This window comes from Shewanella sp. 11B5 (assembly GCF_002836795.1).
Lineage (GTDB): Bacteria > Pseudomonadota > Gammaproteobacteria > Enterobacterales > Shewanellaceae > Shewanella > Shewanella frigidimarina.
Genome location: NZ_PJAP01000267.1, coordinates 1 through 13,672, shown reverse-complemented (window position 1 = coordinate 13,672; position 13,672 = coordinate 1). Strand labels below are relative to the sequence as shown.

General features: G+C 43.4%; 11 protein-coding genes and 1 other RNA gene. 6 read left to right on the top strand and 6 right to left on the bottom strand.

The window, feature by feature from the left end; translation table 11 throughout:
- The first annotated feature begins 85 nt into the window (after nt 1-85).
- Nucleotides 86-267, top strand: a non-coding RNA gene (gene ssrS / locus CXF78_RS04300) — 6S RNA.
- A 9-nt stretch (nt 268-276) separates the two neighbouring features.
- Complete coding sequence (locus CXF78_RS04295) at nt 277-972, top strand: 5-formyltetrahydrofolate cyclo-ligase (protein ID WP_102036083.1); 696 nt, start codon at nt 277-279, stop codon at nt 970-972.
- 286 nt (nt 973-1,258) lie between these two features.
- On the opposite strand, the gene CXF78_RS04290 is transcribed toward CXF78_RS04295, so the two are convergent.
- From CXF78_RS04290 to folX, 4 genes are all read right to left on the bottom strand, one after another.
- Nucleotides 1,259-2,551, bottom strand: coding sequence for an O-acetylhomoserine aminocarboxypropyltransferase/cysteine synthase family protein (locus tag CXF78_RS04290; RefSeq protein WP_059745598.1), 1,293 nt, complete (start codon nt 2,549-2,551; stop codon nt 1,259-1,261).
- A gap of 144 nt (nt 2,552-2,695) precedes the next feature.
- The gene (gene folM / locus CXF78_RS04285) at nt 2,696-3,424 is read right to left on the bottom strand and encodes a dihydromonapterin reductase (protein ID WP_102036081.1); all 729 of its coding nucleotides are present in this window, start codon (nt 3,422-3,424) and stop codon (nt 2,696-2,698) included.
- A 283-nt stretch (nt 3,425-3,707) separates the two neighbouring features.
- Nucleotides 3,708-4,376, bottom strand: a complete 669-nt coding sequence (folE, locus tag CXF78_RS04280) for a GTP cyclohydrolase I FolE (protein ID WP_102036080.1) — start codon at nt 4,374-4,376, stop codon at nt 3,708-3,710.
- Between the two features lie 26 nt (nt 4,377-4,402).
- Nucleotides 4,403-4,765 (bottom strand): dihydroneopterin triphosphate 2'-epimerase, encoded by a 363-nt coding sequence (gene folX, locus CXF78_RS04275; protein ID WP_011638602.1) that lies wholly within the window; start codon nt 4,763-4,765, stop codon nt 4,403-4,405.
- Nucleotides 4,766-4,956: 191 nt separating this feature from the next.
- On the opposite strand from folX, the gene CXF78_RS04270 reads away from it, so the two are divergent.
- The 3 genes from CXF78_RS04270 (at nt 4,957) to CXF78_RS04260 (ending at nt 7,349) form a co-directional block, all read left to right on the top strand.
- The gene (locus CXF78_RS04270; protein ID WP_102036079.1) at nt 4,957-5,346 is read left to right on the top strand and encodes a thiol-disulfide oxidoreductase DCC family protein; all 390 of its coding nucleotides are present in this window, start codon (nt 4,957-4,959) and stop codon (nt 5,344-5,346) included.
- Between the two features lie 11 nt (nt 5,347-5,357).
- Nucleotides 5,358-6,200, top strand: a complete 843-nt coding sequence (locus CXF78_RS04265; RefSeq protein WP_102036078.1) for an SDR family NAD(P)-dependent oxidoreductase — start codon at nt 5,358-5,360, stop codon at nt 6,198-6,200.
- Between the two features lie 348 nt (nt 6,201-6,548).
- Entirely contained in the window at nt 6,549-7,349 is an 801-nt protein-coding gene (locus CXF78_RS04260) for a 3-hydroxybutyrate dehydrogenase (RefSeq protein ID WP_101086050.1), read from the top strand.
- 497 nt (nt 7,350-7,846) lie between these two features.
- Here CXF78_RS04260 and CXF78_RS04255 read toward each other — a convergent pair whose 3' ends face one another.
- Nucleotides 7,847-8,779, bottom strand: a complete 933-nt coding sequence (locus CXF78_RS04255; RefSeq protein WP_102036077.1) for an alpha/beta hydrolase — start codon at nt 8,777-8,779, stop codon at nt 7,847-7,849.
- A complete protein-coding gene (locus tag CXF78_RS04250) occupies nt 8,779-9,951 on the bottom strand; it encodes an MFS transporter (RefSeq protein ID WP_102036076.1) in 1,173 nt (390 codons plus the stop codon). The genes CXF78_RS04255 and CXF78_RS04250 overlap by 1 nt, the downstream gene beginning before the upstream one ends.
- A 168-nt stretch (nt 9,952-10,119) precedes the next feature.
- On the opposite strand from CXF78_RS04250, the gene CXF78_RS04245 reads away from it, so the two are divergent.
- Complete coding sequence (locus CXF78_RS04245) at nt 10,120-13,626, top strand: hybrid sensor histidine kinase/response regulator (protein ID WP_102036082.1); 3,507 nt, start codon at nt 10,120-10,122, stop codon at nt 13,624-13,626.
- The last annotated feature ends 46 nt before the right edge of the window (nt 13,627-13,672 follow it).

The window sequence follows — 13,672 nt, the reverse complement described above, 5'->3', positions numbered from 1 at the left end:
TTGGAAACATCGTTGGTTGAACGAAGCCGCTAGGAAGGCTAAACTAAGATTTCAGAACTAAGCATTGCTTAATTCTACCCTGTTTTGCTCCCTGGGATATTTGCTCGTTGGTTAAGTCCCTGTGCCGATAATTACAAACCCAGGGTGAATGCTTTCGTTAACATTGTGCATGCTCGGATTATACCGAGAAGCCTTAGGAGATGAACATTTACCCGCCTTGAACCTACGGTTCAAGGGCTGCGCCGGCAGCGGTATTTTGGGGAGCATTCTAATTTTATGTCAATCACACGCTTTATGACTAACAAAGACAATCGTCCGCTTACGTCAACCTCTTCGGCACGCATCAGCTACTTTGCCACGCCTTCTGAGTTTCAAGAACCACTGTTTGATAGCACAGACATGAGCCGCGAGAACATTCGTCGCCATGTACGCCAAGAGCGTAATAGCCTTAGCACTGAAGAACAATCCCAATTAGCCTTGATTGCCAGCCGCCATATGCTTGCTGAAATTCAAGCACAGTCGGCTAAGCATGTTGCCTTGTATGTCACTCACGATGGTGAACTTGCTACTCAAAAACTGATTGAAGCATTGTGGGAATTGGATATCACGCTCTATTTGCCGCGTATTCATCCGTTTAGTAAGGGTAACTTGTTGTTTGTCCGCTACGATCGCGACTCGGTGATGGTTGATAATCAATATGGTATCAGCGAGCCACAACTCGATGTGCAGCATGTCATTACCGTCGATAAGCTTGATATGATCATTACTCCGCTAGTCGCCTTTGATGAACACGGAAATCGTATGGGCATGGGCGGAGGATATTACGACCGCACCTTGGCACAAGTGGTCGATAACAAGCCGTTAGCCGTAGGCTTTGCCCACGACTGCCAGCAAGTCAGCCAAGTTCCAACTGACTTTTGGGATATCCCTTTGCCAGTGATTATTACCCCAACGAGAAGATTAGCTATTTAAAATAGCTACCATTTCGTAATAAAAAGCCCCATCAATACACGTTATTGATGGGGCTTTTTAGTTAACCTGGGCTCGGGATAAGGGATGAACTTATGTTATTTAAAATCAATACGTTACCCGTCTTCACTTTCAAGCTTGTCATTTGTTCTGCTAACAAGGCGAATTGACGCGTCAATAGCTAGTCTATTGTAAGTCGATTCAACGCAGTTAGCAGGGCAAAAGACTGTTTGAAAGGCATTTATTATCCCGAGCTCAGGTTAGTTAACTGATTAGACTAAAAATGAGCTTACACAATTGCTTTCTCTAATGCTTGGCTAACATCGGCAATGATGTCGTCGATGTGCTCAATACCCACCGATATGCGCACTAGATCTTCTGATACTCCGGCTTTAGCTAATTCGACACTGTCTAACTGGCGATGGGTGGTACTGGCTGGATGACAAGCTAACGATTTAGCATCACCGATATTGACCAAACGTAGCACCATTTGCAGTGCATCAATAAACTTACCACCAGCAATTTTACCGGCTTCTGCGTTATCGGCTTTAATGCCAAAACTAATAATACCTGAAGCTTTACCACCAGTGATTTTTTGGCAGGTTGCATGGTGCGGGCTGTCTGGAAGTGCTGCGTAATTTACCCAACTAATGCTTGGGTGCTGCTGTAGATATTCGGCTAGCGTAAGCGCATTACTGCAGTGACGTTCCATACGTAAACTTAAGGTTTCTAAGCCTTGAAGTAACAAAAATGAACTGTGTGGTGACAAGGCTGCGCCAGTATTACGCAGTGGCACTACGCGGCATCGGCCAATATAAGCGGCGGGTCCAAATGCGTCGGTATACACCACACCGTGATAAGACGGATCTGGTTCGTTAAGTATCGCAAAACGTTTTTTGTTGGCAACCCAGTCAAATTTACCCGAGTCAATAATCACCCCGCCAATGGTTGTGCCGTGGCCGCCAATGTATTTAGTGAGCGAATGAATAACAATGTCGGCACCATGATCAAATGCGCGGCACAACACTGGCGTCGCTACTGTGTTATCTACAATTAATGGCACTCCGTGTTTATGGGCAATATCGGCCAAACGTTGTAAGTCGACAATATTACCTGCTGGGTTACCAATCGATTCGCAAAATAGCGCTTTAGTGTTGTCATCAATTAATGCGTCGAGACCATCAAAGTCATCAAACGCCGCCATACGGACTTCAACGCCCTGGCGTGGCAGCGTATGGGCAAATAAGTTATACGTGCCGCCGTACAACTGGCTGGTACTGACAATATTGTCGCCCACTTGGGTTAATGCTTGAATCGCGTAAGTAATCGCAGCCATGCCAGATGCCACAGCCAGTGCACCGATACCGCCTTCAATGGCGGCTAAGCGTTGCTCTAACACACTGGTAGTAGGATTCATGATGCGGGTATAGATGTTGCCTGCCACTTTTAAATCGAACAGGTCGGCACCGTGCTGGGTATCATCGAAGGTATATGAGGTGGTTTGGTATATCGGCACCGCAGCGGCTTTGGTGGTAGCTTCAGACTCGTAGCCATAATGTAGCGCCAATGATTCCAGCTTCATGTTTTCTGCAGACATAGTGACTTCCTTTCGATAATAGCGAGTGTGGATATTGATTAATATCCACACTACCAATTAGCCATCTAGAAGTCTATAATAAATTAACGTCAACATTGCCCCGCACATTAGCGCTTGGCGTTGTATGGATTATTTTAAATGCCTGCCGCCATCAACGGCGTAGCTGCGGCCGGTAACATAATGGCTGGTGTGCAAGTAGTCGACTAAAGCAATAATCTCCGCATTACCAGCTTCTTTGGGCAATATGGCTTTAGCCAACGCTTTGGCTTTGTATGTCTCGCCGTCATCTTCATTAAATAAAATCATCGCAGGAGCAATGGAGTTCACTTTGACATGTGGGGCTAATAAACTGGCAAATGACAGTGTCATATTATGCAATGCTGCTTTACTGGCGGCGTAGGCGATGTGCTTTTTACTGCCCTTTTCGGCAACGTAATCGGTAATGTGAATAATGTTACTGGCACCAATACTGTCGTCATTGCTTTTAGCGGCGCTAATCAGTAATGGCGCTAAGGCGAGATTGATTTGATACGGTGCTGATACGTGAATTTGCATCATCCGCATCATCGTATCGGCAGGGCTTAAGCCGCTGTTATCGGGTAACCAGTCAGACGCATTATGAATAATGGTATCGAGAAGATCATGATGCTCATTGATGTGAGTAATTAATCCATCAATAGATGCTGGATCGGTTAAGTCGCATGAATGTAAACTCGCGCCCAACTTACCGAGCTGTTCAATGCTGTCATAATGGGTGCGATAAGTGCCAATGACATGATGACCTTGTGCCAAATAATATTTGGCCAGTGCATAACCTATGCGTTTACCTACGCCAGTGATCAGTATTGTACGTTCCATAATGCTCTCTTTATTTTCAGCTCTGATACATTGAGCCTTTATCATAATTAAATTAGATGGTTATCTCAAAGCAAACCATTCGAATCTGACTAAAAGCCATCCTAGCGCGTAATAATGACAATCGATAGTGTTTATAAAAAATGGCCTCACGATGTGAAGTCATTATTAAAAATCATGCTGTGGCGCTAGCGATCCCGAGTTTAGGCTAGCTATGCCTAAACGTTATGCTAAAAGCTTTACTAAACGCTACGCCAAAATTTATGCTAAACGTTACGCCAAATAGTTAAGCTAAAAACTCTGCTCGGCTAGCGGGATTGGCTTTAAAGCAGCCGCCAAGTGCCGTTGTTTGAGTACTTGACGAGGTATCCATAATACCGCGAGACTTTACGCAATAATGTGTCGCATTAATGCTCACAGCAACATCATCGGTCGCCAACAACGTTTGCAGCGCGACTAAAATCTGCTGAGTTAAGCGCTCTTGCACTTGTGGACGCTGAGCAAAAAATCGCACAATTCGGTTAATTTTCGATAAGCCGATAATGTTATCTTTGGGAATATATGCCACTTTGGCGAAACCATCGATAGTAATAAAGTGATGCTCGCAAGTGCTCACAACACTGATATTGCTAATTTTTACCATCTCTTCAACACCCATCTTATTATCGATTTGAGTGATTTTTGGAAAATTAGCATAATCGAGACCCGAGAAAATTTCGTTAACGTACATTTTGGCAATGCGGTGCGGAGTTTCGGCTAAGCTGTCATCGGTTAAATCTAGCCCTAGCGTCGACACAACTTCGGTCATTAAGCCTTTAATGCGCTGGTATTTTTGCTCGCTGGTCATGTCACTTGGCACTAACGGTGTTTCAAGGCCATGGGCGACTAACGCTTGTTGTACTTTTAATGCTTCTGCAGACAACTCTGCGCGAGTTATGTCATTAATGGTCGTCATAATAACATCCTTAAATAATAGGTTGGCTAGCTTTGGTATTCTAAAGATAACGACACTGAATCAGCGAAACGCAATGCATGAGGCTTATCAATGGTGACTCTGGCCAGGGTAACGGTTGGGTGCTCACGACAAATATCTAATACGTCGGCAACCAATTTTTCCAGTAATAAAAAACGGCCTTCTTCGACATGCTGAATCACTTTTTTGGTGATTACTTTGTAGTTTAGCGCATCGGCAACATCGTCGGTTTGAAACGATCGATCGGCTGGATAATGGATCTCGATATTGATCACCACGTCTTGCTGCTTTTCGCGTTCGTCTTGGTTAAACCCAATAAACGTACGTAAGCGTAAATTGGTGACCTTAATAATGGCTTGGCTTAATGGCATTATTGAGCCCTTGTGAATTGTTTTGATGATATACGCCAAGATGCAATAAAAAGATCATAAACCTCGGTAATTTGTGTGTAATCGCGATCATGGAAACAAATGTAAACTGACTTGGAGTTTGGGGCGTACAATAGTCAATATAAGCATTAAAAATGTGTGTTTAGTAAGCATTGGCATAAAAGAGGTAAATAATGGAACTGACTATTTTTTACGATGGCACATGCCCGCTGTGTCTCAATGAAATGAAGCAATTAAAGCGTTATGACAATTTAAACCGCATCGGCCTTGAAGACATTAACGCCGCAGATATTAATCTGCGTTTTCCTGATTTAGATGTAGTGCACGCCAATACGGTGCTACATGGATTACAAGCTGATGGTAGCTGGCTGTATGGTTTAGATGTTACAGCTAAAGCATGGGGCTTAACCGGTAAACATGGTTGGATAAAGTTATTACGTTTACCGCTGATTAAACCTGTTGCTGACCTCGCGTATTTAGCCTTTGCCCGTAATCGTTACCGTATATCTTATTTGCTTACAGGTCAAAAACGCTGTGATAACGGTAACTGTAAAATAAAGTAAGAGCAAAGTGCATGAGCGATTCAACGACAACAGAAACCATTATTGTGATTGGCGCGTCATCGCTTATAGCACAAGCTTTTATTACCAAAACCTTTACTCACCAAGCCTATACTGATCAAACCGTTATTCAGCAAGCATCAAGCCAGCAGTCAAACAGGCATGATACTTCGCCGCTACAAATCATTACGGTTAGCCGCCAAAATAATTTGATACTACATGAGCTTACGGACAATATTAGCCATCATCATTTCAGCTGTGATTATCAGCAAGCCTCAATAGAACAATGTGTTACCAATATAGCGGCCATTGCAGGCAAAGTGACACGAATAGTGATGTGTAATGGTATTTTGCACAGTAAAAACCCGCAAAGTGCTGATTCAACTTTAGGGCCTCATTCGGCTAAAGATTCAACATTAATGCCAGAGAAACGCATTGAGGATATTGATGCACTATCGTTAGAACAGTTGTTTTATGCCAACAGTATTGTGCCTATGTTATGGCTAAGCGCCCTCACCTCATTATTGTCACTACCGCGTCATAAAGTCACTGGCGAACAAAAATGTGTGATCAGCATATTAAGTGCCCGAGTGGGCAGCATTTCAGATAATCGCCTCGGCGGCTGGTATGGTTACCGTGCGTCAAAAGCCGCATTAAACATGCTAATCAAAACCACTGCGGTTGAATATGCCAGACGCCTTAAACGAGTCAAACTTATCGCGTTTCATCCAGGCACTACTGACACACCATTATCAAAACCCTTTCAGGCTAACGTACCCGCAGGCAAGCTTTTTACCCCAGAATTTGTCGCCAGCCAGCTGTATAACATCATGGCCGATATTGAGCCCAACGGCTAAGCCAGTTACTTAGATTGGCAAGGCAAAGAGATTAGTTGGTAATGCGCCCGCCTATTCACTAAGAATTTTTTAACCAAGAACTCAATAATCAAAAATGTAGATCCTGTCGATGATCCTATCGATATGGTTTAATAAACCATCGACTCCCCTTCAATGTATTGACAACCCTATCCCCGTTCTTATGGTACTAAGGTGCCAATTAAATAGTGCTGTAATTGTTTTACTCTGAAAGTACTAAATCAGATGTTAGCGAGAATATGCACTAGACATGATCTCGCCATAAAACATGACACAAAGGTTGATGACATACGCTGTCATTGCCGCTATTGAATTAAGGGAACCGATACTATGTCGACGTTACAAACTGGACTCAAAGGGAAAGTGGCACTTATTACCGGCTCCACTAGCGGCATTGGCCTGGCGACCGCGCATGTACTTGCCGAACAAGGTTGTCATATCGTATTGCATGGCTTAATGGCCCAAGATGAAGGGCAGACTTTAGCGGCTGAGTTTGCAACCCAATACCAAATAAAGACCTTTTTCAGCAATGCAGACTTGAGAGACGCTAACTGCATACATGCGTTTATGGACAGTGCGATGAGTGCATTAGGCAGTATTGATATTTTGGTTAACAATGCTGGGATTCAGCACACCCAAGATGTGGCAAACTTTCCGGTCGAAAAGTGGAATGACATCATTGCGATTAACTTGTCTTCCGCTTTCCATACAATTCAACAAGTCGTACCTGCAATGACTGAAAAAAAGTGGGGACGAATTATCAATATTGCCTCAGTACATGGCTTAGTCGCCTCGGCCAATAAGGTAGCCTATTGTGCAGCAAAACATGGAATTATTGGCTTAACCAAGGTGGTCGCGATTGAATGCGCTGAACAAGGAATTACCGTCAACGCGATTTGCCCTGGATGGGTGGATACCCCGCTTATCGGCAAACAAATTGACAGCATAGCAAGCGATAAAAATTTGAGTTATGAAGACGCTAAATATCAACTCGTGACAGCCAAGCAGCCGTTACCAGAAATGCTGGCACCACGACAAATCGGCGAGTTTGTTTTATTTCTTTGTGGTGGTGCCGCTCGAGGCATTACCGGTGCGGCATTACCAATGGATGGCGCTTGGACAGCGCAATAAGCTTGGAGTTATTGTTCTATAAAATAGTAGCGTTATATTATAACTTTCCGTTAAAAAATGTGATCTTATTACAGCGTAAGATTCTGACAATGTTGCGTTAATAAACAATAGTTCGACTTGAGATCAATCTGCAGGCTCAATGATTCTCCGTCCGAAGTGTCCGAAATAGAATGATAAAAATGCCGTAGGGTCATCATGGATGATGACCCAGACTCGGGGGTACATGGATGTACCATCTGAGTCGTAGGCAATTTTTATTATGCTATGAGGATCAAACACTTTGTCGGAGCTGCGGGGGAGATCCAAGAGGGGGAAGCAGTTTTCCCCTTCTTGGTCGGGTGTGGGCGAAGCGCCACGACTTTGACTTTATTAACCCATCGCCAATAAGCAACAATGATCACTTAGTTATGAGGAAAGGTATTAAATATTAGCCCTTATTCACATCGATAAGGGCTTTTTAATGCCTAACAGGCAAGGCTTCAATTAATGATGACAAACTAGGCCATGAATTTAGCAATGTGTTGATAGGTTGCCATGCATTCATCTTTCACTAAATCGTGCAGCAACATATAGGCGTGGATCATGCCGTCGAACGAATGATGTTCAACATCAACACCAGCAGCAGTTAAGGCCTTAGCATAGGCTACTCCCTCATCCCTAAGCGGATCGCAGCCTGCAGTAAAAATAAGGGTTTTAGGCAATTTAACAGACATAGCCCCAAACAAAGGTGAAGCCTGTTTAATGACATCTAAATCGGTAGATTGAAAGTACTGCTCGAAATACCACTTTATACGAGTGGTTTCGAGTAAGAATCCAGTGCCATTACTGTCTAATGATGGGCTGTTTAAGGTGTAATCGACACTCGGGTAAATAAGAATTTGTTGGTCAATGTTAATCCGCTTATCGGTCAAACTTTTCATGCTTAAACTGGTGCAAATGGCGCCACCAGCACTGTCACCAATAATAGTGATATTGTGTTGATGGTTAACATCACCCAGTAACTCAGCGTAACGTATTAATACCTGTTCGCAGTCATCAATCCCTGCAGGATATGGATATTCAGGCGCGAGCCGGTATTCGACAGATATCACTACACACTGCGCTACGCTAGCAAGGTGACGACAAATAGGATCGTAAAGCGCCACACTGCCACACATGTGCCCACCACCATGAAAATGCAATAACACTGGCAAAGGTTTATCTGGCGCAGGGCTATAAATCCTAACGGGAATAGTACGGTCGGGTAACGTTAGCATTTTATCTGCAATGTAGCTCATCGCTGGCGAATCACTCATTAGTGCGCCGAGTTTATCTAGATTTTGGCGCAAAATTGTCGGTGTAAATTGGACATTATTCTGTTTAGCCAAGGCGATATTGCTGTTGGCTAAAGCCAGAAAATCAGTGAGTTTTGGGGAAACGGTTCCTCGCATTAGGTTAACTCCTTTGGTTTTCCTGTTTCAGGTAGAAAATAGCTGCCAACAAACACTGTGCCGCTGAGTATGGTGATCACCACAAATGAACTGACATAACTGCCATCGTTTAAATCAACCAATTTACCAAACACCCACAACACAATAGTCGAAACCAGATAGCTGATTGACCAAAACAGGCTAAACACCACGGTGATTTTTTGCCCCGTCATGTCAGGGAGTTCGTGAGGAATAGACACTAATGCAGTCACAGGGAAAAAGATAAAAAAGCCCAATATGATAGCGCATGTTATTTGCAGCCAAGGCTCGGTACTAAAAGATAAGCCTAAAACGGTAATAAAAATAATCAAACCACTTAAGCGAAGAATAGGAAGACGTAACGGATTTTTGCGGCTATACAACATCCCCGCAATGGTGCCGACAATACCAAAACCTATCACCCATTTGCTTTGGCTGATTCCCGCTTGAGGATAAAAAGTGAATAGACAAATATAAAACGAAAGCAGCCCAGAATAGGTAAATGCATACGCCCAATTAAACTTATCTTTTAAGCCTTCAAGGTAACCGTATATAGCTGGCTCTGCCCCTGATGAATTATTCGCTGGCTGTGGAGCATCAAACTTAACCAGTAACCACAATATAGCCAGAACCAAGCTCGCAACTGAAAACAACACTAAGCTATTTTGCCAGCTGCCTGTAAGTGAATTAATACTGGTCATGCCCCATAAAATAATTGCCGTACCTACGTTAAATGCCACCGCATTTAAACCATTAACTACCGGACGGTCTTCAGGGGAAAACCACAGCATCACAATCGGATTAAAGTACACAATCATAAATGCTCCGCCTAAGCCCATTAAAAAACGGCTAACCAGCAGTAACTCATAACTCGTCGCTAACGGTGTCACTATCCCAACAACAATTAATAACGCAGCTAACAAAAAGGCGTACTTTATTCCGAACTTTACCGCCACATATGCAGCACTAAAAGTTCCGACTATTTTAGCTAGCGTGACTGCACCACTGATAAAACTTGCCGACGCTAAACTCTCAATCTGCATCGATGCCATGATGTGATTCATGCTGGCGGTGCCGCCAACCCATGCCATGGCAAAAAGCACATAACTCGTAAAGACTAAACCTTCGACCAAATATCTATGGGTTATTTTCATAGGCGTTATCGGTACCTTAAATGACACTAATGGAGTTAAATCATGTTATCTGATGGGTATGGATAAATAAGTACTACCTTAGTGCACCGCATCGTTAAAAATCTTTATCAAACAGGGCGTCTAGTGTAGTTTCGCAAGGATAAACAATAAAAATAAGTGGGGAATAAATTGCAGGCTTGGTTATCTATCGATACTTGGTTGATCAGTTCAATTTCGATTGCTTATCTTGCAATGCTGTTTGTGGTTGCACAGTGGGGGCAAAATCGCGCCATAACAAAATTAGCCCAAAAGCCGTGGGTCTATAGCCTATCGTTAGGGGTATGCTGCACATCATGGGCGTTTTATGGCACCGTTGGGCAAGCTGCAACAACCGGAGCCTGGCTGGCCCCCATTTACATTGGTTCGATCATTTGCTTAGTACTGGCGTGGCCGATGCTAATGCGCACGTTGCAAATAATCAAAAGCCAAAACCTCACGTCTATTGCCGACTTTATTGCGTGCCGTTTTGACCGTTCGCCAAAAATTGCCGCCAGCGTTGCCATCGTGTCACTACTGGGAACCATTCCTTATATTGCCTTGCAGTTAAGGGCCATCAGTACCAGTTTTGATTTACTAACAGGCACGTTTCAGTCCGGCATTAGCACCGCATTTGTGGTGACCATTGTATTAATTATCTTTAGTATTTTGTTCGGCACCCGCCAACTGTCTGCCAGTAAACACAATCAAGGCTTAGTACTGGCTATTGCGTTTAGCTCTATCGTGAAGTTATTTGCCCTGACTGCCGTCGGTATTTTTGCCACTTTCTTTATATTCGATGGCTTTGGTGACTTACTGACTCAAGGCCAACATATTCAACAAACCAGCCAATCAGACTCGACTTACCTTGTGATTTCTCAGGTTATTTTGGGCGCTATTACTATCTATGCGTTACCGCAACAATTTCATATGATGATGATTGAAAACAATCATGACGAAGAGCTTAAATCAGCACGCTGGATGGTGCCGTTATACCTGTTATTGATTAATATTTTTGTATTGCCGATTGCATTAGCCGGACAGCTTAGCTTCCCTGGCGGCAGTGTCGGCGCAGATACCTATGTGCTGACATTACCGCTTTTTTATCAACAAGCATGGCTAGGGATATTGGTTTATGTCGGTGGACTCGCGGCTGCAACGGCAATGGTTATTGTGGCGGCGATAGTATTGAGCACGATGATTTCGACTGAAATTTTAACGCCATTACTATTACGACTACCAAAATTTAGCTCTCAACAAACCCCGCAGTTATCAGGTATTTTATTAAATTTACGCCGTATCTCTATCGCGGTCATTTTATTATCCGCTTTTGCATTTGAACGCTTTATCGATCAACAAAATCATTTAGCCAGTATTGGCTTGTTGTCATTTGTGTTGTTATCTCAATTTGCGCCCGCCGCGGTAGGCGCCTTATATTGGCGAAATGCCACCACCCAAGGTGCCTTTGTGGGGCTCATAATGGGCAGTATTGTTTGGCTTTATACTCTACTATTGCCGGCTACTTTCCCCGATGCCCATTGGGTTAAATTTGGATTATTTGATATTGCGTGGTTAACGCCGACAGCCTTATTTGGCTTAAGCGGTTTGGATAATATTAGCCACGGCGTATTTTACAGTTTAGTGGCTAACATTGGCTGCTTTGTGGTGATTTCACTGCTTAAAGAACAAAGCGTTGGCGAGGTGTTACAAGCTGACTTATTTGTAAACAGAAAACAGATTCAACTAGAACGGCACTTATCCGTAGAGGATTTAGCCAGTTTATTAAATCGTTTTATTAACAAAGACGAAGCCGATGCGCTTATTGCAGAATCTAAAAAACTCGCAGGCAAAGATCAGCAGCAACAGCTCGTTGATTACACTCGCTTAAAACTGTCTGGCGTACTCGGTTCAGCGTCTACCAGAATGGTGATGAGCGCCGCATCGCGCAGCCAGCAAATGCCATTAGAAGATGTAGTGAGCATTGTTGATGAAGCTAGCCAGATATTTGAATTTAACCGTGAACTCTTGCAATCTGGCGTAGAGAATATTGAGCAAGGGATCAGTGTTGTCGACGCCGATATGCGCTTAGTGGCTTGGAATCAACGTTATATTGAACTGTTAGGTTACCCTAAAGATTACGTCAGAGCGGGTCTGCACATTGAGCAGCTCATTAGATTTAATATCGACAGAGGCATTATTGTCGGTAACGAGGCACATGAGCTAGTGGAAAAACGCTTAGCTCATATGCGCAGTGGTAGCCCTCATCATTTTCAGCGCACTATGCTAGATGGAAAAGTGCTGGAAATTCGCGGGCAAGCCATGCCAGGCGGAGGCTTTGTCAGTACGTTTGCTGATATTACTGCACATATTGAAGCAGAAAAAGCCTTACAACTGGCCAATGAAACCCTTGAAAAACGGGTTGAAAGCCGCACCCAAGAACTGGAAAAAGCCAAAGCTGAAGCGGAAGCTGCTAATAGCAGTAAAACCCGCTTTTTGGCCGCGGCCAGCCATGACTTAATGCAACCTTTTAATGCCTTAACCTTATTTACTGAGATGCTAAAGCAAAGGGTTAAATCAACTGAACTGCATGACCTCGCAACCAATATTGAAGACTCATTAAACGTGGTGGAGAGTTTACTATCCGATCTGGTTGAGATATCTCGCTTAGACAGTAACTCGTTAAAAACTGAAAAAAGCCAATTTGCGATTGATGATTTATTGTCAACGTTAGTCAATGAATTTAATGCATTATCGGTTCAACAAGGTATTGATTTTAACTACCAAATCTCTTCTTGTTTTGTAGAAAGCGACCAAAGACTGCTGCGCCGTATTATTCAGAACTTTTTATCTAATGCGTTTCATTACTCCCCTTCGGGCAAACGCAATCAGCAAATAACATCCCAAACCTCTTCGCCTGACAATAAAGTAAATGGGCAGACTAGCAATACCGAGTTTGTCCCAAAAGTGTTATTAGGCGTTAGGCGGCTTGAGCACGCTTTATTAATACAAGTTTGGGACAATGGCCCAGGTATTCCGCTTGATAAACAGCAAGCCATTTTTTGTGAATTTGAACGCTTAGAGCTCACTCGTGAAATTCCGGGATTAGGACTAGGCTTGGCGATATGCGATCGAATTGCCAAGTTGTTGGATATCAACATATCGCTGCATTCTGAAGTGGGTAAAGGCACGTGTTTTAGTGTTGAAATACCCCGTGTATTACAGCAGAAAAAGCCAGTTAAAGTGACTGAAACGGCCGAAGATGACATAAGCAGTGACAGCACTAATATTACCGTGATGGTGATCGACAATGACGACCTGATGCTAAAAGCGATCTCCACATTGCTCAGCGATTGGGGATGTAATGTCATTACCGCAAAAGACCAACCCAGTGCCATACTGCAATTGGCCAATAACCCACAACCCAAACTGATTATTGCTGACTATCACTTAGAAGATGATAAAAATGGTGTGGATTTAGTACAGTATTTATTAGCCCATCACCTGACGATAAACCGTACCCCACCCACCTGTGTTATCTGCTCTGCCGACCCTTCTGAAGCAGTTAGACAACACACCAGCAGTGCGCAATTTAGCTTTGTGCGTAAACCGCTTAAGGCAATAGCCTTAAAACGGTTCATTAAACAACTGACGCCTGAATAACTAATATTTTCAATAATTTATTGATCACAAAAAATGCCTCACATGG

Coding starts and splice junctions, on each gene's coding strand:
- CXF78_RS04270 (WP_102036079.1), top strand. CDS start 4,957: ATGGAACTGACTATTTTTTACGATGGCACATGCCCGCTGTGTCTCAAT.
- CXF78_RS04250 (WP_102036076.1), bottom strand. CDS start 9,951: ATGAAAATAACCCATAGATATTTGGTCGAAGGTTTAGTCTTTACGAGT.
- folE (WP_102036080.1), bottom strand. CDS start 4,376: ATGACGACCATTAATGACATAACTCGCGCAGAGTTGTCTGCAGAAGCA.
- CXF78_RS04265 (WP_102036078.1), top strand. CDS start 5,358: ATGAGCGATTCAACGACAACAGAAACCATTATTGTGATTGGCGCGTCA.
- folX (WP_011638602.1), bottom strand. CDS start 4,765: ATGCCATTAAGCCAAGCCATTATTAAGGTCACCAATTTACGCTTACGT.
- CXF78_RS04290 (WP_059745598.1), bottom strand. CDS start 2,551: ATGAAGCTGGAATCATTGGCGCTACATTATGGCTACGAGTCTGAAGCT.
- CXF78_RS04260 (WP_101086050.1), top strand. CDS start 6,549: ATGTCGACGTTACAAACTGGACTCAAAGGGAAAGTGGCACTTATTACC.
- CXF78_RS04255 (WP_102036077.1), bottom strand. CDS start 8,779: ATGCGAGGAACCGTTTCCCCAAAACTCACTGATTTTCTGGCTTTAGCC.
- CXF78_RS04295 (WP_102036083.1), top strand. CDS start 277: ATGTCAATCACACGCTTTATGACTAACAAAGACAATCGTCCGCTTACG.
- folM (WP_102036081.1), bottom strand. CDS start 3,424: ATGGAACGTACAATACTGATCACTGGCGTAGGTAAACGCATAGGTTAT.